Annotated in this window: 25 protein-coding genes; 1 reads left to right on the forward strand and 24 read right to left on the reverse strand. The window is 66.8% G+C overall.

Features of this window, described 5'->3' with window-relative positions; translation table 11 throughout:
- Window positions 1–46: 46 nt before the first annotated feature.
- The 24 genes from GD628_RS12755 to GD628_RS12875 form a co-directional block, all read right to left on the reverse strand.
- Window positions 47–994: a hypothetical protein gene (locus GD628_RS12755; protein WP_152274986.1), complete on the reverse strand. Its 948-nt coding sequence runs from the start codon at window positions 992–994 to the stop codon at window positions 47–49.
- Window positions 969–3020 carry a flagellar biosynthesis protein FlhA gene (locus GD628_RS12760; RefSeq protein WP_152274987.1) on the reverse strand — a complete coding sequence of 684 codons (2052 nt, stop codon included), beginning with the start codon at window positions 3018–3020 and terminating at the stop codon, window positions 969–971. The genes GD628_RS12755 and GD628_RS12760 overlap by 26 nt, the downstream gene beginning before the upstream one ends.
- Window positions 3017–4150 carry an EscU/YscU/HrcU family type III secretion system export apparatus switch protein gene (locus tag GD628_RS12765; RefSeq protein ID WP_152274988.1) on the reverse strand — a complete coding sequence of 378 codons (1134 nt, stop codon included), beginning with the start codon at window positions 4148–4150 and terminating at the stop codon, window positions 3017–3019. Before GD628_RS12765 ends, GD628_RS12760 begins: the two co-directional genes overlap by 4 nt.
- On the reverse strand, window positions 4151–4909 hold the full coding sequence (locus GD628_RS12770) for a flagellar biosynthetic protein FliR (RefSeq protein WP_152274989.1): 759 nt from the start codon (window positions 4907–4909) through the stop codon (window positions 4151–4153).
- 1 nt (window position 4910) lies between these two features.
- Window positions 4911–5186, reverse strand: coding sequence for a flagellar biosynthesis protein FliQ (gene fliQ / locus GD628_RS12775; protein WP_091608059.1), 276 nt, complete (start codon window positions 5184–5186; stop codon window positions 4911–4913).
- On the reverse strand, window positions 5186–6076 hold the full coding sequence (gene fliP, locus GD628_RS12780) for a flagellar type III secretion system pore protein FliP (RefSeq protein ID WP_226802543.1): 891 nt from the start codon (window positions 6074–6076) through the stop codon (window positions 5186–5188). Before fliP ends, fliQ begins: the two co-directional genes overlap by 1 nt.
- Window positions 6076–6540, reverse strand: a complete 465-nt coding sequence (locus tag GD628_RS12785; protein ID WP_091608062.1) for a FliO/MopB family protein — start codon at window positions 6538–6540, stop codon at window positions 6076–6078. The genes fliP and GD628_RS12785 overlap by 1 nt, the downstream gene beginning before the upstream one ends.
- Window positions 6541–7236: a flagellar motor switch protein FliN gene (gene fliN / locus GD628_RS12790; protein WP_091608065.1), complete on the reverse strand. Its 696-nt coding sequence runs from the start codon at window positions 7234–7236 to the stop codon at window positions 6541–6543. It abuts the gene before it with no gap.
- On the reverse strand, window positions 7236–8141 hold the full coding sequence (locus tag GD628_RS12795; protein WP_226802544.1) for a flagellar motor switch protein FliM: 906 nt from the start codon (window positions 8139–8141) through the stop codon (window positions 7236–7238). The genes fliN and GD628_RS12795 overlap by 1 nt, the downstream gene beginning before the upstream one ends.
- A 32-nt stretch (window positions 8142–8173) precedes the next feature.
- Window positions 8174–9055 (reverse strand): OmpA/MotB family protein, encoded by an 882-nt coding sequence (locus GD628_RS12800; RefSeq protein ID WP_152274990.1) that lies wholly within the window; start codon window positions 9053–9055, stop codon window positions 8174–8176.
- On the reverse strand, window positions 9052–9837 hold the full coding sequence (locus GD628_RS12805; protein WP_091608071.1) for a motility protein A: 786 nt from the start codon (window positions 9835–9837) through the stop codon (window positions 9052–9054). Before GD628_RS12805 ends, GD628_RS12800 begins: the two co-directional genes overlap by 4 nt.
- The gene (locus tag GD628_RS12810; protein ID WP_091608073.1) at window positions 9837–10148 is read right to left on the reverse strand and encodes a flagellar FlbD family protein; all 312 of its coding nucleotides are present in this window, start codon (window positions 10146–10148) and stop codon (window positions 9837–9839) included. Before GD628_RS12810 ends, GD628_RS12805 begins: the two co-directional genes overlap by 1 nt.
- A 199-nt stretch (window positions 10149–10347) precedes the next feature.
- Window positions 10348–11514 carry a flagellar hook protein FlgE gene (locus GD628_RS12815; RefSeq protein WP_091608075.1) on the reverse strand — a complete coding sequence of 389 codons (1167 nt, stop codon included), beginning with the start codon at window positions 11512–11514 and terminating at the stop codon, window positions 10348–10350.
- Between the two features lie 79 nt (window positions 11515–11593).
- A complete protein-coding gene (locus GD628_RS12820; protein WP_091608077.1) occupies window positions 11594–12064 on the reverse strand; it encodes a flagellar hook assembly protein FlgD in 471 nt (156 codons plus the stop codon).
- Window positions 12065–12079: 15 nt separating this feature from the next.
- Window positions 12080–13471, reverse strand: coding sequence for a flagellar hook-length control protein FliK (locus tag GD628_RS16535; protein ID WP_193313274.1), 1392 nt, complete (start codon window positions 13469–13471; stop codon window positions 12080–12082).
- Complete coding sequence (locus GD628_RS12835; protein ID WP_152274993.1) at window positions 13468–14130, reverse strand: C40 family peptidase; 663 nt, start codon at window positions 14128–14130, stop codon at window positions 13468–13470. The genes GD628_RS16535 and GD628_RS12835 overlap by 4 nt, the downstream gene beginning before the upstream one ends.
- Window positions 14127–14561, reverse strand: a complete 435-nt coding sequence (locus GD628_RS12840; RefSeq protein WP_152274994.1) for a flagellar FliJ family protein — start codon at window positions 14559–14561, stop codon at window positions 14127–14129. Before GD628_RS12840 ends, GD628_RS12835 begins: the two co-directional genes overlap by 4 nt.
- Window positions 14562–14563: 2 nt before the next feature.
- Window positions 14564–15979, reverse strand: a complete 1416-nt coding sequence (locus GD628_RS12845) for a FliI/YscN family ATPase (RefSeq protein ID WP_091608085.1) — start codon at window positions 15977–15979, stop codon at window positions 14564–14566.
- Window positions 15976–16593 carry a FliH/SctL family protein gene (locus GD628_RS12850; protein ID WP_091608087.1) on the reverse strand — a complete coding sequence of 206 codons (618 nt, stop codon included), beginning with the start codon at window positions 16591–16593 and terminating at the stop codon, window positions 15976–15978. The genes GD628_RS12845 and GD628_RS12850 overlap by 4 nt, the downstream gene beginning before the upstream one ends.
- Window positions 16583–17707, reverse strand: a complete 1125-nt coding sequence (gene fliG / locus GD628_RS12855) for a flagellar motor switch protein FliG (RefSeq protein WP_386887924.1) — start codon at window positions 17705–17707, stop codon at window positions 16583–16585. Before fliG ends, GD628_RS12850 begins: the two co-directional genes overlap by 11 nt.
- Window positions 17704–19317: a flagellar basal-body MS-ring/collar protein FliF gene (gene fliF, locus GD628_RS12860; RefSeq protein WP_152274995.1), complete on the reverse strand. Its 1614-nt coding sequence runs from the start codon at window positions 19315–19317 to the stop codon at window positions 17704–17706. The genes fliG and fliF overlap by 4 nt, the downstream gene beginning before the upstream one ends.
- Entirely contained in the window at window positions 19317–19625 is a 309-nt protein-coding gene (fliE, locus tag GD628_RS12865) for a flagellar hook-basal body complex protein FliE (RefSeq protein WP_091608091.1), read from the reverse strand. Before fliE ends, fliF begins: the two co-directional genes overlap by 1 nt.
- The gene (locus tag GD628_RS12870) at window positions 19625–20017 is read right to left on the reverse strand and encodes a flagellar basal body rod protein FlgC (RefSeq protein WP_091608093.1); all 393 of its coding nucleotides are present in this window, start codon (window positions 20015–20017) and stop codon (window positions 19625–19627) included. Before GD628_RS12870 ends, fliE begins: the two co-directional genes overlap by 1 nt.
- Window positions 20017–20361 carry a flagellar basal body rod protein FlgB gene (locus GD628_RS12875; protein WP_091608095.1) on the reverse strand — a complete coding sequence of 115 codons (345 nt, stop codon included), beginning with the start codon at window positions 20359–20361 and terminating at the stop codon, window positions 20017–20019. The genes GD628_RS12870 and GD628_RS12875 overlap by 1 nt, the downstream gene beginning before the upstream one ends.
- A 236-nt stretch (window positions 20362–20597) precedes the next feature.
- Between GD628_RS12875 and GD628_RS12880 the strand changes: the two genes are divergently transcribed.
- A complete protein-coding gene (locus tag GD628_RS12880; RefSeq protein WP_152274996.1) occupies window positions 20598–22988 on the forward strand; it encodes an ATP-binding cassette domain-containing protein in 2391 nt (796 codons plus the stop codon).
- Window positions 22989–22998: the final 10 nt, after the last annotated feature.

Here is a 22998-nt window from a genome sequence, read left to right on the forward strand (position 1 = left end):
GCACACCCGGCACTATTGTTGTGGCGCAGGGCCGGCAGCCGAATCGTCACAGGACCGCTGATCCGGAGGCGGCGCCGTCGAGCCAGCCCACCGGCAGCCCCAGGGCGTTGACGGTCTGCGGCGTGGCCGTTCCCTCCAGCCCTTCCACGGCGACTGCGTCAACCACTGACGCAGCGCGGATCTCTCCCACCCACGCCGCGGTGTCCTCGGCCTTCCGCCCGGCGTCGACGGCAACCCACAGCTGGTCCGGGGCGAGGGCAGAAATCAAGGTGGTGTGCCTGCCGATTTCGCTGACGCCCCGGCCAATCCCGTACGCGAGGAAGATGGGGTGTCCGGCGAGCACTCCCGCTGCCCTGGCGGTCGCGACGGCGCGGCGGTCCCCCGCGCGCCCCACACCCGAACCGTCGACCGCTCCGGCTGCCCGCAGTGCCTGGGCGCTGAACCCGGCCGCCGCCGCCATGGACTCGCACACCAGCAAGGGGTCCTGTCCCAGGCCGACGACGATCACCAGGTCTCCCGCTCCGTCAAGTGGAGCCGGAACTTCCTGGCGCGGCGCCGGGTGGCCTGCCCCAGCCCCGGAAGCGAGCTGGGGGAAGGCTGCAGGAACCGGCACGCTTTCCGGAGGACGGGTGGGGGCACCCGTGTTCTGCGACAGGTCCGCCATCAGCTCGGCGAAGGCGTTCGTTCCGGTGGAGACGTCCGGCAGGGCCGGAACGGACGGACGGTATCCGCCTTCGGCCTCCTCCGCACGGGCCAGCAGCGCGCCGATTCCGGCACGGCTGGGCAGGTCCGCATCCACCGGGGCAGCGCGGCGCCCCCGCGGTGGTAGCTCCACCGTCACCTCGTAGTGGTGGCGCGCCAGGAACCCCCCGATGCCGCCCACGGTTACCTTTTCGGCAGCGATGATCCGGGCCCGCGGCCCGTGCTCTGCAAGGACCTGCGCTTTCAGCGCATCAAGGGACGGGCCCTCAAGCTGAAATCGTCTCGGTTCCACGGAGCACTCCTACTGTTTCAATGTTCACGTTCGCGGCGGTTGCCTCCTGGTAGGAGAGCACCGGAAGTCCGTTGGCCTGTGCCGAAACGAGCCGGCGGATAGCCGGCCGCAGGGCGGGAGCGCATACCAGGACCGCGGTGTGGCCCGCGTTCTCCACTGCGGCCACAGTGGACTTAAGTGATCCTATGATGCTTTCGATCCGGGCAGGGTCCAGCAGGATCTGCGTGCCCTGGTCCGAGGGACGCAGGCTCTCCAGCATGGCCTGTTCCAGGGAAGGGTCGATCATGATCACGCGCAGGACTCCGGACTCCACGTACTGGGCTGCCAGGGCTGGGCCGAGGGCCTGCCGGGCTGCCTCAATGAGGCCTTCGGGATCCGGCGACGTCTTGGCCCTCAAGAGCAGCGACTCGTAGATGCGCGGCAGGTCATTGATGGGGATCTGCTCCGCGAGCAGGCCCTGCAGCACGCGCTGCACCTCGGCCAGGGAGAGCACGTTCGGAACCAGTTCATCCACTGCGGAGGGGCTGACCTGCTTGACGCCTTCGGTGAGCACCCGCACGTCTTCCCGGGTGAGCAGCCGGGCGGCGTTGGCGGTGATGATCGCGGAGAGGTGGGTGACCAGGACGGATACCCGGTCGATCACCGTAGCGCCGGCCATCTCCGCGGCATGGCGCATTTCGGTGGGAACCCACTTTCCGGAAAGTCCGAAGACCGGTTCCACCGTGGCGGTGCCGGGGAGCCCGTCCAGGAAATCGCCCAGCGCCAGGACCTTGCCGGCCGGTGCCTCGCCGCGGCCTGCCTCGACGCCGGCAATCCGGATCACGTAGGTGGACGCGGGCAGGTCTACGCTGTCCCGGGTCCGTACCGGCGGAACCACAATGCCGAGCTCCAGGGCGATCTTCCGCCGCAGCGCCCGGACGCGGGCCAGGAGGTCGTCCGAGCCGCCGGTGACAATGTCCACCAGGTCCGGGGAAAGCATCACTTCCAGGGCGTGGACACGCATTTGTTCGATCAGGTCCTCGGTGGTGTCCGAGGCAGGTGCCGCGGTCAGCTGCGCCACCGGGTCCGCCGCCGCGGCTTCTTCCGCGGCCTGGCGTGCCTTGACCCTCTGGCTGGCGAAGATCAGGAGTGCGCCAATGACAATGAACGGGATCTTCGGCATACCCGGGATCAGGGCCATCACGATCGCCGCGGCACCTGCGATCATCAGCGCGTTCCGTGACTGGCTGAGCTCGGCAGACGCCGTTGATGCCATGTCCGATTCGGCGTTGGAGCGGGTGACGATCATGCCGGTGGAGACGGCCATGAGCAGGGCCGGTATCTGGGTGACCAGGCCGTCGCCGATGGTGAGCAGCGTGTACGTGTCGATGGCTTCGCCGGCGGACATTCCGCGCTGCAGCATACCGATCGCGATGCCGCCCACCACGTTGATGATGATGATGATCAGGCCGGCGATCGCGTCGCCCTTCACGAACTTGGACGCACCGTCCATGGCACCGTAGAAGTCCGCCTCCGCTGAGACCTCGGCACGGCGTTCGCGCGCCTGGATGTCCGTGATCAGGCCGGCATTGAGGTCCGCGTCGATGGCCATCTGCTTGCCGGGCATGGCGTCCAGGGTGAAGCGCGCGCCGACTTCGGCCACACGCTCGGCGCCCTTGGTGACCACCACGAACTGGATCACCACCAGGATCAGGAAGATCACCGCGCCGATGATCAGGGAACCGCCCACGGCCACGTGCCCGAAAGCCTCGATGACCTGCCCGGCGTACCCGTCGCCGAGCACGAGACGGGTTGAGGCAACGTTCAGTCCCAGCCGGAAGAGGGTGGCAACCAGCAGCATGGAGGGGAACACCGAGAAGTCCAGCGGCTTCTTCACGAACATGGTGGTCAGCAGGATCACCAGTGCCAGCAGGATGTTGATGATGATCAGGAAGTCCAGGAGGCCGGCGGGCACGGGGACCACCAGCAGCAGGATAATTCCGATCACGCCCACGGGGATGGTGAGCTTCAGGAGGTTGCGGTTCACGGCGCTGCCTTACGGTGTTGTGGGGCGGAAGCGGGGACGGTAGCTGAGGGGTCGGGGGCCATCGTGTGCACCCCGGCGGCGGCGCCGCGGTTTTTCAGGGCCATGACGAACGCGAGGACGCGGGCCACGGCGTTGTAGAGCTCCACCGGGATTTCCTGCCCCAGTTCACAGGCCGAGTGGAGGGCGCGGGCCAGCGGAACGTCGCGCACCATGGGCACGCCCTTCGCTTCGGCCTCCTCGCGGATCCGCGCGGCAATGGTTCCTGAGCCCTTGGCCACCACGCGCGGCGCGGACTTGCCCGGCTCGTACTTCAGGGCGACGGCCACGTGGGTGGGGTTCAGGAGCACGACGTCGGAGTCCCCCACCGCGGCCATCATGCGGTTCCGGCTCATGGCCAGCTGCCGGGAACGCCGCTGCGACTTGATCAACGGATCGCCGTCGGTGTTCTTGTTCTCGTCCTTGACCTCTTTTTTGGTCATGCGGGTCCGTTTGCGGTTGCGGCGCATCACCATCATGATGTCCGCTGCCGCGAGGGCCAGGCCGGCCGCCACCGCGAACTGCAGCAGGGTGGCAACTCCACCGCCGGCCTCAGCCACCAGTGCCGTAATTGACATGCCGCCGGCGGTCATCAGGGCAGGCATCAGGTTCTGGATGACCGCGTAGAGCACCAGGCCCACGACGGCAGTCTTCAGCAGTGCCTTCACGCCATTCCAGATGGCCTGGCCGCCGAAAACCCGTTTGGTGCCCTTGACCAGGTCAAACTGCTCGTACTTGCCCTTGAACTTCTTGAAGTGGATGCCGCCCTGCACAGCAGCGGTGGCGAGCACGGCCACCACCACAACGGCGAGCATCGGGCCGATCACGTACGCCAGTCCGCCGGCCCCCTGCTCGAACATGCGCAGGGCTGCCTCGGGACTGGGGTTCGACGCCAGCGAGTCAACGCGGATGAGGCTTTCAGCGCCTTTGTCCGCACCGCGGCTGATGGTCGCCGGCATCATCGCCGCAGCGGCGCCGACGCCCACCCAGGCGGTGAGATCGTCAGACCGGGAAAGCTGTCCTTTTTCCCGGACTTCCTTCATCCGTTTTGGGGTGGCGGCCTCTGACCGCTCCCCGGAGTCCTGTTCCGCCATTTAGCCCATCCCCGCCAGCGTGCGCACTACCTGGTCCACCAGCACCGACACCACGCGGGGAAGCGCCACGAACACTACGGACGCGAGTGTCAGGGTCAGCAGGATCTTCAGCGGGAAGCCCAGGGCGAAGGCGTTCAGTGCCGGGGCGACGCGGGTCAGCAGGCCCAGACCGGCATCCGCGAGGAACAGCACCACCAGCAGCGGGCCGGCGATCTGCACCGCAGCGATGAACATCTGCGTCACTCCGGTGATCATGGCCTGCACAGGTTCGGCCAGGTCGATTCCGCCGGCCAGCGGCAGCGCAGTGAAACTGCGGGCAAGCCCGGAGATGATCATCTGGTAGCCGTCGGAGGCGAAGAGGAGAGCCAGGGCGGTGATCTGGAAGAGCCGGGTGAACTGGGCGCCGTTGACCATGGACTGCGGATCGAAGCCCTGGGCAAGGGAGAAACCGCCGAACAAGTCGATCAGCTGGCCCGCCGACTGCACGGCGGAGAACACCAGCAGCACCAGGAAGCCCAGCACCGCACCCACCACGAATTCAAGCACCAGGCCGGTGATGAACGCCGCTGTTCCCAGACTCGAATATCCTTCGGAGACCTGCGGGGCAACCGCCAGCGCAAGGCCGATGGCGAGCATGGCCTTTACCCGGGCCGGAAACGCGTTGTAGGAGAACGGCGGCGCGATGACCAGGAAGGCCACCATCCGCACGCCGGCCAGCATCACCGCTTCCAGCCAGGCCTGGTCGAGGGTGATGGACATGTCATCCCCCGCCGAGCAGGGACGGGATTTTCTCGAACAGCTGCTGCGTGAAGGTGATCATTTCGGTGATCATCCAATGCCCGCAGACCAGCAGCGCGATGCACACGGCAATCGCCTTCGGAACGAAGGAGAGCGTGATTTCCTGGATCTGGGTAATTGACTGCAGCAGGGAAATGGCGAACCCGACCGTCAAGGCGGTCAGCAGCACCGGGGCGGCAAGTTTCGCCGCGACCCAGAGTCCCTGGAGGCCGATGTCCAGGACAGCGCTTGTATCCATCAGCCACCGCCCTGGTAGCTGTTCACCAGCGAGGTGATGATCAGGCCCCAGCCGTCCACCAGGACGAAGAGCAGGATCTTGAACGGCAGCGAGATCATGACCGGCGGGAGCATCATCATGCCCATGGACATGAGCGCGGCGGAGACCACCAGGTCGATGACCAGGAACGGAATGAAGATCACGAACCCGATGATGAACGCCGCCCGCAGCTCCGAAATCATGAACGCCGGGATCAGTGTCAGCAGCGGGACAGTCTCGGGGCTGTCCGGGTTCGGCTGGCCTGCGGCCCGGGTCATCAGCGCAATGTCCTCTTCCCGGGTGTGCGCGAGCATGAACTGCTGGAGCGGCCCGGCTCCGGTATTCAGCGCTTCCGTGAAGGTGAATTCGCCTTCCAGATAGGGCTGGACCGCAAGGTTATTAATCTCGGTCAGCACCGGCGCCATGATGAACAGCGACAGGAAGAGGGCCAGTCCCGCCAGCACCTGGTTGGGCGGGATGGACGGAAGCGAAAGGGCGTTCCGGGTCATGGCCAGCACCACGAAGATCTTGGTGAAAGACGTCATCATCAGCAGCAGCGCCGGCGCAACGGACAGCAGGGTGATACCGATCAGCGTGACGACGGCGGTGGAGGGGGTTCCATCCACGCCGTTGATGTCCACGGAGAACCCGCCGGTCTCCTCGGGATCACCCGGCTGGGTGGGCGCCGCAGGGTCTGCCGGTGCCACCGGGTCAAAGGTGGTGGCGTGGCCTGCAGCGGTGCCGGCGAGCATCAGGGCCAGGGTGGCGGCAAGGACCAGCAGGGCGGCAAACAGGAACCTGCGAAGTCCCGGCCGCGAAGGTGCCCCGGTGGAAACGCGCTGCGGGGAAACCGGAGAGAGGATGACAGCCATCAGTCCGGCCGTCCGCGGCGGATGAACGCGGCACTCTGCCGCCAGGTGTCCGGGGACAGGATGGAGCCGTTGAGCACGGAGGTTCCACTGCCCGGCGCAGCGCGGCGGGTATCACGGCGGCGCGGCAGGCCGCCGTCGTCCGTTCCCGCCTGGCTGCCGGCAGTTGTGGCAGCGTCCTGGAGGGAAGCGGCGAAGCCGGCGTCCGGGGCGGGTTCCGCCTCTGAGGTGTGGAGCACGTTGACGTTCGCTTCGGTGACGCCCAGCAGGAAGCGCTGGCCTCCGGTTTCCAGGACGACGACGGAGGCCTTGGGGCTGATCGCCTGCCGGCTGATGACCCGGATGGGTGCTTCGGCGCCGGCGGAAACGCGTCCCCGGATCAGGCGGCGCTGGAGCCACCACAGGAGCCCCAGGACCACACCGAGCGATACCAGGACCCGCAGCGCCATGACTGCGGAATCGTCCATTTAGCCCAGGCCCTCGGCTACGTCCAGGATCTTGGTGATGCGGACTGCGTAGTCCTGGTCCACGACGACGATCTCGCCGTGGGCGATCATCCGCCCGTTGAGCAGGATGTCAGCGGGCGCGCCGGCGGAACGGTCCAGCTCCACGACGCGGCCCGGTTCCAGGTTCAGCACGTCACGCACGGCCATGCGGGTCCGTCCGATCTCCACGGTCAGCGCCATCTCAACGTTGTTGATGCGGCCCAGCTTGCCCACGACGGACTGGGCGGCGGTGCTGCCCTGGCCGCCGGAACGCATGCGGACGGCGAACCAGCCCGCGGTGCCCTCGGGGCCGCGCAGTTCGAAGACGGAGGTTTCCATGTGCCCGAAGAGCGCGGAGGCGTCTTCGGTGCGTGCATCACCGAGCACTCCGGCGCCGAGGGTGGCACTCGCGGCTTCCAGGGCCGGGCGGAGGACATCAGCGGTGGAGACAGCGGGCGAATCCGATCCGGCGGCGTCCAAGACGCTGGCGCCGGAGAGCAGGACGACGGCCAGGTCCGCGGAGACGGACCCTACGAAGGAAGCGGTGACAGCCTGGGACATCTGTTCCAGCGGCAGGCCCAGCTGGGAATGCGGGGCGGGCTGCAGCGGTGCGGGGGTGGGCAGCAGTCCTACCAGGGCTGCTGCGGCTTCGGCGTGCTGGGCCAGGGTGGTGCTCATCAGATGTTCTCCTCGGTGCTTACGATCACTCCGGCCAGACGGGAGCCGCTGGCCCCCACCGCGGCTTGGGCCAGCGTCTGGCCGTCGACTGTGACATTCAGGGGTCGGTGCTGCGGATGGTCAAGGTTCAGGACGTCTCCCACGGCGAGGTCAAGCACCAGGCCGGGTTTCACCCGGATGGGGTTCAGCTGCAGGGACACGTCCACGGGCAGGTTGGCCAGCTGCTCGGTGACCAGTTCGGCGGGGGTGGCGTCGGAAAGATTCGGCCGGACCGGGCCCAGCTGCGGCAGGATCGCTTCGGCGGGAAGGGCGACGGTGGCCGGAGCGGCGGCGTCCCCCACCACCATCTCGAAGCGGGCCACGATCATGGGCACCGTGGAGCCGGCGGCCTGCGCGAACTGCGAGTTGTACTGGATGGAAGACGGGGAGAGCGGCGCCGCCAGCAGGCTGCCCAGCGCGTAGTGGAGATCTTCGAGGGCCTCATCCATGATCCGGCTCAGCAGGGCCTGTTCAATGTGGGTGAGCTTGCGTTCCGGGGCCGGCTGGTTGCCGGTGCCGCCGAGCATGTGCCGCACCCAGGACAGGGCAGCTGCCATGGGGAACTGGATGACCGCTTTGGCGGAAATGTTCGGCATGGAGAACAGCACCATGCCGGTGTCTTCGGGGAGGGAGGCGACGTACTCGTCGTACGTCATGGTCTGGACCTGTTCGGAGGTGACCTGGGAGAGGACGCGGACCTTCGCCGTCAGCTGCGTGCCCCACTGGCGGCCGAAGGTATCAAAGGCCATTTCCAGGACTCGGGCATGCTCGCGGGCAAGCGTGGTCGGCCGCCGGAAATCATAGGCTTCAACCTGCCGCTGGGCTTTTGGGGGCATGCCAAGGGATACATCTTGCTGGACCGTCACGCAGGGAACTATCGGCCGCGGGGACTGCTTGGTTAGTGGTTCGAAGCGGGCAGAACTTCCTTCTCCGGCTCCTCTTCACCGGCGGGCGATTGCGGCTTCGCGGGGAACGTGATCTCGCCGTTGACGACGGCGGGCATCAGCTGCCGGACGGCCTCCGACTGGCCAGATAGCACCACGATGTCCACACGCCGGTTCTGCGCCAGTTCAGCCGGTGTGGTGCCGGCGTTCAGCGGCCGCGATTCGCCGTAGCCAACTGCCTTGATCCTGCTGTAGTCGATGCCGCCGGGCTCCATGAGGTAGCGCAGCACGTTCACCGACCTGGAGGAGGACAGCTCCCAGTCCAGGGCGGTATCGGTGTACTGGCGCACCTGTGCCGTGTGGCCCTCGACGGAGAGGTCGTACGCGGTGGGCTGCAGGATGGGGCCAATGACGTTCAGGACGTCGCGTGCTTCCGCAGTGAGGTCTGCGAGGTCGGGTTCGAAGAACATTTCGGAGCTGACCAAACGGATTGTCAGGCCGCGTTCGTCGATTTCGAAGCGGACATCGTCCTGCAGGCCCTTGTCTTCCAGGCCGCCCTGCAGGCGGTCCCGCAGGGCGGTGAGGTCCTGCACTTCCATGGCCGCCAGCATGGCGAGGTCCGCGTCGGGGTCCAGGACTTCTTCGCTCTCAACCATGGCAGGGGGAACCACTACGCCCTTGGCCGTGTCGACGGTATTCGTTTCAACCTGGCCGAAGCCGGTGGCCAGGGATGCCTTGAGCTGCTCGAACTTGGCCTGGTCCACGGTGGACATCGCGAAGAGCACAATGAACATGCACATCAGGACGGTGACCATGTCCATGTAGGAAGCCATCCAGCGCTCGTCCGGGTGGTTCTCTTCCTCGTCCCGGCGCTTGCGGCGGCGTGGGGCACTCATGCTGCGTCGCTGGTCTCGCGCGCCGTGGGCGTCAGTTCATGGGCCGGAACCATGGCCCGCAGCCGCTCTCCGAGCAGGCGCGGCTGGCTTCCGGCCTGGAGGGCGAGGACGCCTTCCATGAGCAGGGTCATCTGTTCCACTTCAAGGTCGCTGAGCCGCTTGAGGCGCGCACTGATGGGCAGCCAGATGAAGTTGGCCGAGAGCAGGCCCCAGAGGGTGGCAACGAAGGCGGTGGCGATCATGGGGCCCAGGGTGTCCGGAGTGGAGAGGTTCTCCAGCACGTGCGTCAGTGAAACGACGGTGCCGATGATGCCGATGGTCGGCGCGTAGCCGCCCAGGCTGTTGAAGAACTTGATGGCGACCTTGTCGCTGGAGGCCTTGGTGTTGATCTCGTCTTCGAGCAGGATCCGCAGGTCTTCGCCGTCGGTGCCGTCGGCAATGTTCTGCAGCGCCACTTTCAGGAAGGGGTCATCGACTTCAGCGGCGTTTTGTTCAAGGGACAGCAGGCCCTCGGAACGTGCCTTTTCGGCCAGCTCCACCACATTGTCGATGGTTTCCTGCGGATTGGGTTTCTTGCCCATGAACGCCCGGGGCAGTGCCTTGAAGGAGAAGATGAAGTCCTTCAGCGTGCCCCCGGCCAGGCCGACGGCGATGGTGGCTCCAAAGACCAGGATCATGGGGGCGGGCAGCAGCAGGGCGCTGAGGTGGGCACCTTCGAGGGTGATCATTGCATACAGCGACCCGAAGGCCAGCACTAGGCCGATGATTGTTGCCGGATCCATTATTTGTTCCTCGGACGAAGGGGCACGGTCTTGGTACTGCTCGCTTCCGGCGTCCCCCCGGCGCCCGCATCGGGAACCAGCCCAAGCCCTGTTCCCGGCCGCAGCGGTATCTGCGGGATGTCGCGTGCCATGGAGATCACCCTTGCCCGGAACTGGGCTATCAGGGCGATCACTTCATCCATGGACTCCGTGACGATGTACTTGGCTCCGTCCACCATCACCAAGGTGGTGTCCGGATTGGCGTGGATGCGTTCAATCAGGTCAGGGTTGATCGCAAACTGAGCGTCGTTCAGTCGCGTAAGAACAATCATGTGCCCGTCCCGGTTGCAGCGTCCGGCTTGGCTAAGCCGTCACCCTTACTTTCGGCAGACGGGCGGTATCGGTAAGGAAGCCGGGTCCGGGGCACCGGGCGGTCGCCTCCGGCGCCCCTGCGGCGCGAATGCGGCAGGCCCCCGCACCACGGTGCGGGGGCCTGCCGAAGCGTCCTGCCGGAGTGTCCAGGCGGACGGACTAGCGCTTGAGGTTCGTCAGTTCCTGGAGCACTTCGTCCGAGGTGGTGATGATGCGGGCGTTCGCCTGGAAGCCGCGCTGGGCGACGATCAGGTTGGTGAATTCCTGGGACAGGTCAACGTTGGACATTTCCAGCGAACCGGCGATGGCGTTGCCCATACCCGGATCGCCCGGGCCGCCCAGGACGGGGTTGCCGGAGTTCACGGTGGCGGTGTAACCGGAGTTGCCGGCCTTTTCCAGGCCTGCGGGGTTGGTGAAGGTGGCGACGGCGATGCGGGCCAGGGACTGCTTGGCTCCGTTGGTGAAGGAACCGATGATGGTGCCGTCCTTGGAGATGGAGAAGGATTCCAGGGTTCCGGCGGCGCGGCCGTTCTGCCCGGTCACGGACGCGGTGCTGACCCCGGCGTAGCTGGTCAGGGCGGTGAGATTCACGGCAACACCGTTAACTGTCAGCACGGGATTTGCTCCGGCGGCCTGCTTGCCATCAGTGAAAGTCAGCGGAACAGCGGTTGTGTTCGGGGCAGACACGTCCCAGCCACCAGCGGTGCGCGTGAACGTCAAGGTGACAACGGTTGCGACGCCGTTGGCGTCGTAGACGTCCATGTCCCGGACAACAGTGCCGCCGACGGCCGTCTCCGACGGCAGGTTTCCGCCCACGGTAGCCTGCGAGGTGGCGACGGCCGGTGCGATGGCGCCGTCGGGCAGCTGCACGTTGCCCACGGCGCCGCCGGTGTTGATGACACCGTTGACGCCGGTCCAGCCCTGGACAATCTTGCCGTCCGTGGTGACCAGGCGGCCCTCGGCGTCGAGGTCGAAGGCACCTGCGCGGGTGTAGGTGGTCTGGGTGCCCTGCTTCGTCACGAAGTAGCCGTCACCGGAAATCATCATGTCCGTGGCGCGGCCGGTGGACTGCGCGGAGCCCTGGGTGAAGTTGGTGGTGATACCGGAGACCAGCACACCCAGGCCAACCTGGGCCGGGTTTCCACCGCCGTTGTTTGCGCCGGGAGCGGTGGCGCCCTGGGTCAGCTGGGACAGGGTGTCCTGGAACTGTACGGCGGTCGCCTTGTAGCCGGTGGTGTTGACGTTGGCGATGTTGTTGCCGGTGACATCCAGCATGGTCTGGTGGGAACGGAGTCCGGAAATTCCGGAGTACAGGGAGCGGAGCATTGGATACGCCTTTCAGCTGATGGGTCTGGAAGTTTGTAAAACCTGATTGGCCGGGAGTGCAGGCTCGGCAGCGCCCGGGCTACGCCGTCGTACCCGGGTTGCCTGATCCGGCGCCTTCGCCCGGGGCGGGCGCCGGGATACCTGCAGCCACTACTCCGGAGATCGCGTCCAGGAGGACGTCCACACCGTCAACGCTCACTGTCGGCACCCCGTAGAGATATGAAACCGATTTGGCCGTCCCGGTTACGGTTTCTCCGGCTTCATTGGTGTAGCTGACTGTCTGGCCGATGAGGCCTGCCGCGGCCATGCGCATCTGCAGGGAGAAGTTCTCCTCGCTCATGGTGGCCATGTTGGTGAGCTGTTCCATGGTGGCCAGCTGGGTGGTCTGGCCGATCATCTCGTTGGTGTCCATGGGCGAGCTGGGGTCCTGGTTGCGCAACTGGGTGACCAGCAGGGTCAGGAACAGTTCGCTGTCCATGACCTGTTTGGGTGCGCGCACGGGCTGCGTGGCGGTGGCCCCGCTGGCTGGTGCTACTGCTTCTACCGGCATGGGTGGTTCTCCTTCTCAGGCCAGGATGTCGAGGGTTGTGTACGGGCCGTGTTCCACGGACCGGAAGATCTGCTGGACCGGCAGGGGTGACGCATCGGGTTCTGTCCCGTGGCGTCCGGTACCGGAGTCCGCAGCTTCGCCGCGCCTGCCTGTTTCCGAACCCGGCTGGTCCTGCGCCGAAAGGGACAGCGACGTGTTCATTCCCGCGCCGGAAAGGTCGCGGCGGAGGTCCGTCAGGATACTCCGGAGCGCTTCGCGTCCCGCGTCATTCGGGGCAAAGAGCTCCACCCGGATGCCGTCCGGGCTGACGTGGGCACGGACCGTGACCGGGCCGAGGTTCTCCGGCGTCACACTCAGCGTCATCACGTGCTCCCCGGTGGACGCGGTGCTGAGGCTGAACAGGGGCTGGCTGACCTGTGTGAGCAGGGGGGCCGGCTGGGCCGGGGCGGGTGCCTGGACCGGGGCCGTTGCGGACACAGCGGGAACGGCGACGGCGGGAACGGCCACCACCGGCGCGGCCAGCTGCGCAGGTGCCGGGCCTGCCTTACCCGGCTCGACGGCGGCGTTCCCATCGGTCTCCGTTGCTGCCGGTGCAGGCGGGTTCCCGGCCGCGCTTCCCGCAGCGGGGACCGCAGCCGGAGCCGACGGCGGAACCTGGTCTGTGCGTACGGCACCTGTCGCGGGGGAAGCGGGCACCGGTGCTGCCGTCGGAGCCGCGGTTGCGGGAGCGGTCGCGGGAACGGTCGCTGTGGGCTGGCCGGGAGCCGCCGGTGTGGGAGCCGAGCCTGGTCCCTCCTCCGAAGCGGCGGCCGGGACCGGGGTCTCGGCAATGCCTACGTTGGCCTGAACCGTTACTGCGGCAGCAACTGCTGCGGATGCGGATGCGGCTGCGGATGCGGCTGCGGATGCGGATGCGGCTGCGGATGCGGCTGCGGCTGCGACCGCCGGAACCGTAGCCGCTGCCGCAGCTCCCGGCGCGCCTTCGGTTGCGGTGCTAAGCGCCCCGCCAGCGCCGGGCAGGAGGGCCGGGAATGCCTCAGGCTCCGCCGGCCCCCCGGCCACGCCTTCAGCTTCCGCAGGAACGGCACCTGGCCCGGGTAGCGGCGACAAGTGCAGTTCAGGGACGGTGGGAAGGACGGACCCGTCCAGCACGGGAGCAGCCGCGTAAGGAAGACCGGCGGCAGCAGCGGCGCCGGCCGCAGTGTTACCAGCCTCATCGGAGGTACCGGAGCCGTTCCCCGTGCCTCTGTCTGCGTTGCCGGACTGGCCCTGAAGACCGGGCAGTGCTTCGGCTGCGGCCTCGAGTGCCGTGCCGAACCCGGCCCCGCCGTCAGCGCTCGCGGAGGTTACGCTGGCGGAGGAGGCCGCAGCGGGCCGTGCGGTCAGAAACGCTGCGGGTACGCTCATGCGCCCGCTCCCATCAGGGAAGCCTGCATGGCACGCGCCGAAGCAACCATGTCAGTGATGGCCGCAGCGGCGGCCGGTGAGCCGGTGCCGGAGGCGGTGCTTTCGGCCGGCAGGATCCGCCGGATCGTGGTGATGTTGGCGTCAGTTTCCCAGGCGTCGCGGATCTGGATGGTCTGGCCCGGCTGCGGGGCGTCCACCACTTTGCCGTTGCCCAGGTAAATGGAGACGTGCCCGCCGTCGTGCGTGAAGAGCAGGTCGCCCGGCTGGGCCTGCGCCATGGAGTCCACCTTGGTTCCGGCGTTCATCTGGTCCCAGGTGACCCGGGGAAGGGTGTACCCGAGGTCCTTGAACACGTTCTGCACGAAGGAGGAGCAGTCCAGTCCAACAGCCGGGTCGTTTCCGCCCCAGATGTAGGGAAGGCCCAGGTACTTTTCGACCGATCCCATCAGCGCTTCGTTCGTTGCGCCGTCGGACAGGCTGGACGTGGTGCCGGTCAGCGCGGACAGGGTCGCTGCGAAGCCGACTCCGCCGGAGTCGGCGACAGGAGTGCCGGCAGTGCTGCTGGCCGCAGTTGAAACTTTGGCGGCCGGCGTGCCGGACAGGGCGTCAATAGTGGAGCGGATTTCCTGGATGCGGCCAATCGCGTCGGTCATGCTCATGATGAGGCTTCTTTCTGCCGGCGGTGCCAGGCGGTTCCCGCCAGTTCATCCAGGACGTTCTGTTCGGTGCGCAGGTCCTCCACCGCAACGGCGTCGGAATGCTTGGCCTCGAGCTTCTCCAGCCCAACTGAACGTGCGCGGGCTGCCTGGAACTCGGCCTGGGCCGTGTTCGCTGCCGCATCCTTGAGCTGCTCCGAGGCCAGCAGGTCCGCGAGCATGCTCCGGGAGGAGGCGCGCGCTGCGGCGATGGCGTTCAGCGTCGCAGCGTCGGCTGCCTCGAGCGGCGTCGCGGCCAGGGAACCGTAGGCCTCGATCCTGGCTTCGGCCGCGCGGCGAAGGTCCGCGTTGGCGGCAGCCAGCGTACCGGCAGCGCTGTCCTGCTGCAGGCGGCGCAGCCTCAGCAGTCCCGCAAGCGGAAAATCCCGTCCCATACCTAAACCCCCAGATTCGTGGTGAGCCGCTGCAGCTGGTCCCAGGCGCTGTCTGCCGGAGTCTGCTCGTCCATGCGCTGCTGCAGGAACGCGTTGATGGTGTCCTCGTGGTCCACCGCTGCGTCGACCAGCGGGTTGGTTCCGCGCTGGTAGGCACCGACGTCGATCAGGTCCTGCGCGGAACGGCGGGCAGCCAGCACCCGGCGCAGGCCGGAGGCGGCCTGGCTGCGGTCCTTCGGGTTTACCCGGGACGCCACGCGGGAGATTGAGCCGAGGGCATCCACCGAGGGGAAGTGCCCGGACACGGCAAGCTTGCGGTCCAGCACCACGTGACCGTCCAGGATGGAGCGGGCCGAGTCCGCGATCGGCTCGTTGTGGTCATCTCCGTCCACCAGCACGGTGTACATGCCGGTGACCGAACCGCTCTTGTCCGTCCCGGCTCGTTCCAGCAGCTGGGCGAGCAGGGAGAAGGTCGACGGCGGGTAGCCGCGGGTCGCGGGCGGCTCACCGACGGACAAGCCGATTTCGCGCTGGGCCATCGCCACGCGGGTCAGCGAGTCCATCATCAGCATGACGTCCGCGCCCCGGTCGCGGAAGGACTCGGCGATGCGGGTGGCAACGAATGCTGCGCGCAGGCGCATCAGGGCGGGCTCATCGGAGGTGGAGACGACGACGATGGAGCGGGCCAGCCCCTCCTCACCGAGGTCATCCTCGAGGAACTCACGGACTTCACGGCCGCGCTCCCCCACCAGCGCAATCACGGAGACCTCGGCGTCCGTGCCGCGGGCAATCATTGAAAGCAGGGAAGACTTGCCCACGCCGGAGCCGGCGAACAAGCCCATGCGCTGGCCTTTGCCCACGGTGGTCAGGGTGTCCAGGACCCGGACGCCAAGCTGCAGCGGCTCCGTGATGCGGGACCGCTGCATCGCCGGGGGCGTGTCATGGTCCAGCGGAACGAACTGCTCAACCTGCAGCGGACCCTTTCCGTCGATCGGGCGGCCGAGGCCGTCCAGGACCCTGCCGAACAGGCCGTTTCCGGTGGGGACGCGGATCGGCATGCCCTTTGACCTCGCGGGGCTGCCGGCGGTGAGTCCGGCCAGGCGGCCGAAGGGCATGCAGCGCACGCCGTCGCGGGTCGCCGCCACCACTTCGGCGTCAACCTCTGCGCCCGGGGCGCCCAGGCTGATCAGGTCACCAACGGCACAGTCCAGCCCGGTGACCTCAACGCTGAGCCCGACGACGGTGGAAACTTTGCCGACCCGCTGCGGGCGGGCCGCGGCCAGCGCGTGTCCAAAGGCCTCGCCGCGGGGGCGCCAGAGGACCGGCTGTGATACCGGGGTGCGGCGGCGTTCCCGGCGGGACGGCTGCGGGACAGCCTCGGCTTGTTCCGCGGCCTGCGGATTGACCGTGAGCGTCATGCCGTATCTCCGAGCAGCGCCGTCCTGGCCCGGGACAGGGCCGTGGCAAGCGTTGCGTCAAGGAAACCGTCGGGGAACTCGGTGACGGCATCTCCGCGCTTCAACGCGGAATCGGCCACGAACACCACTCCGGCCTGGTTCAGTACGTCGTCGCCCAGGACAGCGAGGTCTTCAGGATGCATCCGCACCTGCTGGACCAGCCGCACGTCGACGCCGGACAGGGCACGGTCGAGCGCCGCACGGGAGGAGGTCTCGCCGTTGGCGAGCTCCCGGCCAAGCAGAGCCTCTGCAAGTTCCAGGGCAGCTGCCGCCAGCGCATCCTGCACTTCGGCGATGACCGGCACGGTCTGCTGTGCCACGCTTTGCTCCGCGGCGTTCAGCAGTGCCAGAGCGTGGTCGGCGCGGGCACGCAGGGCGGCGGTTTCGGCGTCGAACCGGGTCTTGAGTTCCTGCCGCAGGCGCGCCGTCTCGGCCGCAGCGGCATGCAGACCGGCCGCGTAGCCGGCCGCATGGCCCTGTGCCCGCCCGCGTTCCGCGGCACGCTCCGCGTCGTAGCCCCCCAGTGCGGGGTAGGCCATGCGGGAGAAGGTGCGTTCCTGGGACTCAGTAGACATACTCTTCCTCGTCCGCGTGGTGGATGGTGATCGCGCCCTGGGCTTCCAGGTCGCGGATCGCCCGCACGATCGTGGCACGGGCCTCTTCCACCTGGGACAGGCGGGCGGGACCCGATGCTGCGATCTCGTCGTCGAGGATTTCGCGGTTGCGCTCGGAGACGTTGGTCCGCACGGTTTCCAGCACGATTTCGCTGGCACCCTTCATGGCCAGGGCCAGGACAGCGACGTCAATGCCGCGCAGCACCAGCTGCACGTCCCGGCGTTCGAGCTTGGTGAGGTCGGCGAAGGTGAGCATCCGCGACCGGACTTCTTCTGCCAGGTCCGGGTCCCGGGCGTCCAGGGCCTCGAGGATGGCGCGCTCGGTGGCGGCGTCGGCACGGTTGATGATGTCCACCAGCGGCTGGATGCCGCCAATCTGGTCTGCGGCTTCACGGGCTGCGCCGACGGCAGTTGCACGGGCCTTGAGCGTCTCCGCAACAATGCGGATTGCCTCGGGAGTTGCCCGGGACATGTTGGCGATGCACTGGGCGATGTCCGTGCGCAGCTGGTCGGGGAACCCGCTGATGACGGCTGAGGCCCGCTGCGGGCGCATGTGCGCCAGGACCAGGGCGATGGTCTGCGGCAGTTCGTTCTCCAGCAGGCTCACCACCTGCGGCGGTTCGGCACGTTCCAGGAATTCGAAGGACTTGCCGGCCATCGAGGAGGCCAGGCGGTCCATCACCCCGGATGCGCGTTCAGTGCCAAACGAGGCTTCCAGCAGGCCCATGGCGACGTCGCGTCCTCCGTGGGCGCGGCGTCGTCCGTCCACCGTCATGTCGTAGAACTCGTTGATGACGGCTTCCACGACGTTGACGTCCACGCGGCGGAGGTTCACGATCTCCGCGGCCAGTTCCTGTGCCTCGGCTTCGGTGAACTGCTGCAGCACGGTTGCTGCGCGCGAGGTTTCAAGCTGCATCAGGATGACGGCGGCTTTCTGCATGCCGGTCAGTTTCGGCAGCACCGGCGCGGACACGGGCGGGCGGACCGCGGGGACTGCGGCGGTGGGTGCCTCCTGCACTTCGGTCTCGGGAGCGGTCATCGTGGCCACCGCTGTTCCGGAACTCTGTTCGCTCATACCCGCTGCCCCTCATCCATGAAGTTGCGCAGATAGTCCGCCGTGCGGACCGGATCCTGCAGGGCCAGGTGGTCCAGTTCCTCCAGCTTGCGCTCGGAACCGGCAGCGTTCGCGACGATCCGCAGGGACGCGGTGTCCACCGGTGGCTCGAGCGCGGCCCGACCCTGGTCCTGGCCGATCATCGCCAGTCCGGTGGCCGGTGCCAGAGGGTCGAGTTCCGGCAGGACGCCAATATCCACGGCTTCGCGGTTCTGGCGGCGGGACCGGATGGCGTAGGCCACCAGGGCAATGATCACGGCCAGCACGATGCCTGCGGCCAAAATCCCCATACGGACCAGTTCGGCCCGGCGTTCGGCGGCTTCGGCCGCTTCGGCGGCGGCCAGCGCTTCCTGCGCGGCCTCGGCACCGGTGGCGTTGAAGGCCACCATTTCGACCGTGAGCTGGTCCCCGCGGGCGGTGTCGATGCCGGCTGCGTTGGAGACGAGGGCACGGATGTCCGCTACGTTCATGCCTGCGGCGGTGGCGGAGTTCAGCGCAACTGAAACCGTCTGGCGGTTTAGGGCACCGGCCGGGATGTCCCGGGTTTCCGTCACCTTGTTCACCGCGTTGTTCTTGGTAGTGGATTCGGAGGTGTAAGCGCCGTCGTCGCCTCCGCCGCCGGGAACGGCGATGTTGTCAGGGCCCAGGACACCGGCTGCGGTGTTGCCGTTGGCTCCGCCGCCGGTGTATTCCTCCGTGGTGGTGGCTTCGTTCAGTGCGGGGTTTCCGGCCGGGTTGGTGAAGGTTTCCTCCACCCGGTTGGCGGATTCGTAACTCATGTCCGCGGCGACGGCAACGGTCGCGTTGCCGGGACCCACAACCTTGTCCAGCATGCTCTGGACGGAGGACGAGACGCGCTCCTCGTAGTCGGTGGCCTGTTTGTCCGCGGAACCGGTGGCACCCACGCCGACGGCGGAAAGCACGGTTCCTGCCGAGTCGATAACCGCTACGTTGGTGGCCTTCATGCCGTCGATCGCGGCGGAGGTGAGGTGCACGATTGCCTGGACCTGGTCCCCGCTCAGGGTCACTCCGCTCTCCGTGTCGATGAAGACGGAGGCCGTGGGGTCCACCTTTTCCGAAACGAAGACGGTCTGCTCCGGCAGCGCCAGCTGCACAGACGCGGTCTTGACGCCGTTCAGCGCACCGATGGTCTTGGCGAGTTCGCCTTCCAGCGCGCGCTTGTAGGTCACGGACTGCTGGAACTCGGAAGAGGTGACACCCATGTTGTCCAGCAGCGAGTAGCCGCCCGTGGAGGATGCGGGCAGCCCGGCGCCGGCGGCCTTGAGCCGCTGGTCATAGACGTTCTGCTCAGGAACCATGATGGTTCCGCCGCCGTTGGCGATCTCATAGGGAACGCCGTCGGCCTGCAGCTGCTCAACGATGGTGTTCGCGTCGGAGGGCTGGAGGCCGGAGAACAGCGGCGAATAGGAGGGCTTCGCGGCCCAGCTGGCGAGGGCGAAGATGCCCAGTGCCAGGACGGCGATGCCAATCAGCGCAAGGGTCTTCTGCGCCAGGGTGAACTGGCCAATGGTTTTCCCCAAACGGCCAAATGCCGCGTTCACCTGTGTCATTACGCCTGCATCCGCATGATCTCGTTGAAGGCGTCAACACTCTTGTTGCGCACGGCAGCCACCAGTTCCAGGGTCACGGAAGCGCGCGTAGAGGCGATGGTCGCCGCGTGGATGTCATCAAGGTCCCCGGTCACGGCCTGGACGGCCAGTTCCTTGGACGCGGAGGAGAGCTGCTGCGCGTTGTCCACGGCGCCGGCGAGCTGGGTGGCGAAACCCGAGCCGTCCGTGGCCGGGGAAACCGGAGCAGTGTTCTCCAGGTAAGCGGTAGGCAGGGTGCCGGCAACGGCGGCGATGGCAGGTACGGGCATCAGGAGCGTCCAATCTGGAGGGCGGCTTCATAAGTGGCCTTGGCGCGGTCCACGACGGCGGCATTCGCCTCGTAGCCGCGCTGCGCCATGATCAGGGCGCTCATTTGTTCGGCCATGTCGATGTCCGGGTAGCGGACGTATCCGTCTTCGTCGGCGAGGGGGTGGTTCGGTTCGTGGACCATGCGGCCCTCGGCGTCCCCGTATTCGACGCCGGAGACGTAGACGCCGGTGTTCGCGGCACCTTCCGTGGCCACGACGTACCGGGCCTGGAAGGCCGCGCCGTCGGTGGACGAGGCGTTGTTCATGTTCGCGAGGTTGTCCGAGACAGCGTCCAGCCACTTGCGGTGGACGGTCAGGGAAGTACCGGCAATGCCGATGGCGTCGAATGTCATTATTGGGTCCTCATGGCGGTGCGGAGGGAGTTCGCTTCTCCGCCCACGGCCTGGGAAGCGAACTGGAAGCGCAGGACGGTGTCGATATTGGACAGGGTTTCGGTGTCCAGGTTGACGTTGGAGCCGTCCAGGCGGGTGGGTTCAAGGGAGCGGGCGGTGCTGGAGTCGGTGAAGGCCTTGTTGCCGGCCTTCACGGACTTGGCGAGGGCGTCTTCGAAGCTGACCCGCTGCGCGTGGTAGCCGGGGGTGTTCACGTTGGCGATGTTGTTGGCAATGGTGCGCTGGCGCAGGGCCAGGCCATTGAGCGCGCTTTGCAGCGCCACCGAGGACACGGAGTCGAACACAGAAAACCCGCTTCTTATGGGGAACAGAGCGGCCGATCCGTGGCCTCTTGCGTGAGCTATCCATGCTCACTGTTGGTTATCGGCGGGTCGCCGGCGCGTGTAAGTACTTTCGCCGTTGTTATAGGTAATTCATCGCGGGCATCCAAGTAGTAATTCGATCAGGAACAAAGAAGCACAGTGTCAGTCCTCACGGGTAACGTGGCACTTCAGACCGCGGAACCCTCCAGGGAGAAATCATGAGCACGGCTACGGATCCGGCACCCCAGTCCCCCACCATCCATCCTGCGGACAGCCACGGCCTGATCCGGGTCATGGGCGCACGGGAGAACAACCTCAAAGACATCAGCGTGGAAATTCCCAAGCGCCGCCTGACGGCCTTTACCGGCGTGTCGGGGTCGGGGAAAAGCTCCCTGGTCTTTGCCACCATCGCCGCTGATTCCCAGCGCATGATCAATGAGACCTACAGCGCATTCGTCCAGGGGTTCATGCCGAGCCTCTCCCGCCCCGACGTCGACCGCCTGGAAGGGCTGACGACGGCGATCATCGTGGACCAGGAGCGGATGGGCGCCAATCCTCGGTCCACCGTGGGCACTGCCACCGACGCCAACGCCATGCTGCGCATTCTTTTCAGCCGGCTGGGCGATCCGCACATCGGCTCTCCGAACGCATACTCCTTCAACGTCCCCTCCGTGAAGGCGTCCGGCGCCATCACCGTTGAGCGGGGCGGCAAGACCAAAGCCGAGAAGGCCACCTTCAACCGACTGGGCGGGATGTGTCCGCGCTGCGAGGGCATGGGGTCCGTCAGCGACTTCGACCTGGCCGTGCTTTTCGATGATTCAAAGTCCATCCTGGAGGGCGCCCTCACCATTCCCGGCTACAGCATGGACGGCTGGTACGGACGCATCTTTGCCAACACCGGACTGTTCGATCCGAACAAGCCGATTGCGAAGTTCACGAAGAAGGAGCTCCAGGCCCTGCTGTATTCGGAGCCCACGAAACTCAAGGTGGACGGCATCAACGTCACCTTCGAAGGCCTGATACCCAAGATCCAGAAGTCAATGCTGTCCAAGGACCGCGAGGCCATGCAGCCGCACATCCGCGCCTTCGTGGACCGTGCCATCACATTCAGCACCTGCCCTGAGTGCGGCGGAACCCGGCTGGCGCAGGAGGCGCTCTCCTCGAAGATCAAGGGGAAGAACATCGCGGACCTGTGCTCCATGCAGATCAGCGACCTGGCGGAATGGGTCCGGAAGCTGGAAGAACCGTCAGTGGCGCCGCTGCTGGCCGGGCTGCAGCACCTGCTGGACTCCTTCACGGAGATCGGCCTGGGCTACCTCTCGCTCGACCGTCCGGCCGGAACCCTGTCCGGCGGGGAATCCCAGCGCACCAAGATGATCCGCCACCTCGGCTCCTCGCTGACCGACGTCACCTACGTCTTCGACGAGCCGAGTATTGGGCTCCATCCTCATGACATCGAACGGATGAACCAGCTGCTGGTAGCCCTGCGGGACAAGGGCAACACGGTGCTGGTGGTTGAACACAAACCGGAGATGATCGCCGTGGCGGACCACGTGGTGGACCTCGGTCCCGGGGCCGGAACCGGCGGCGGGGAAATCTGCTTCGAGGGCACGGTTGAAGGGCTGCGCGCGTCCGGGACCATCACCGGCCGCCATCTGGATGACCGGGCCCAGTTGAAGGAGTCCGTACGTACGGCGTCCGGCGGGCTGGAGGTGCGCGGCGCGTCCGCCAATAACCTGCAGGATGTCGACGTCGACATTCCCCTGGGGGTCTTCTGCACCCTGACCGGGGTGGCCGGTTCGGGTAAGAGTTCCCTCATCCGCGGGTCGGTGGCGAAGCGGGACGGCGTCGTCGTCATCGACCAGAGCGGGATCAAGGGGTCCCGGCGGTCCAACCCGGCCACGTACACCGGCCTGCTTGAGCCCATCCGCAAGGCGTTCGCCAAGGCGAATGGCGTGAAGCCGGCGCTGTTCAGTTCGAACTCGGAGGGCGCATGTCCGGTCTGCAACGGTGCGGGGGTCATCTACACAGACCTGGGAGTCATGGCCACCGTGGAATCCACCTGCGAGGAATGCGGCGGCAAGCGCTTCCAGGCTGCCGTGCTGGAGTACACCCTGGGCGGCCGGAACATCGCCGAAGTCCTGGCGATGCCCGCAGCGGAAGCACTCGAATTCTTTGCCGACGGGGATGCGAAGACGCCCGCGGCGCATAAGGTCCTGGAGCGGCTCTGTGACGTGGGGCTGGGCTACCTGACCCTCGGGCAGCCGCTGACCACGCTTTCCGGCGGTGAACGCCAGCGGTTGAAACTTGCGGCGCAGATGGCTGAGAAAGGCGACGTCTATGTCCTCGATGAGCCCACCATGGGGCTTCACCTGGCTGATGTGCAGCAGCTGCTGGGCCTGCTGGACCGGCTGGTGGACTCTGGGAAGTCGGTGATCGTAATTGAGCATCACCAGGCGGTGATGGCCCACTCGGACTGGATCATAGATCTGGGTCCGGGCGCAGGGCACGACGGCGGGCGGATTGTCTTTGAGGGCACGCCATCCGAGTTGGTGGCGGGGCGGTCAACCCTCACTGGGGAGCACCTCGCGGCTTACGTGGACGCGTAGGCTACGTGGC

The organism is Arthrobacter koreensis, assembly GCF_009193255.1.
Taxonomy (GTDB): Bacteria; Actinomycetota; Actinomycetes; order Actinomycetales; family Micrococcaceae; genus Arthrobacter_B; species Arthrobacter_B koreensis.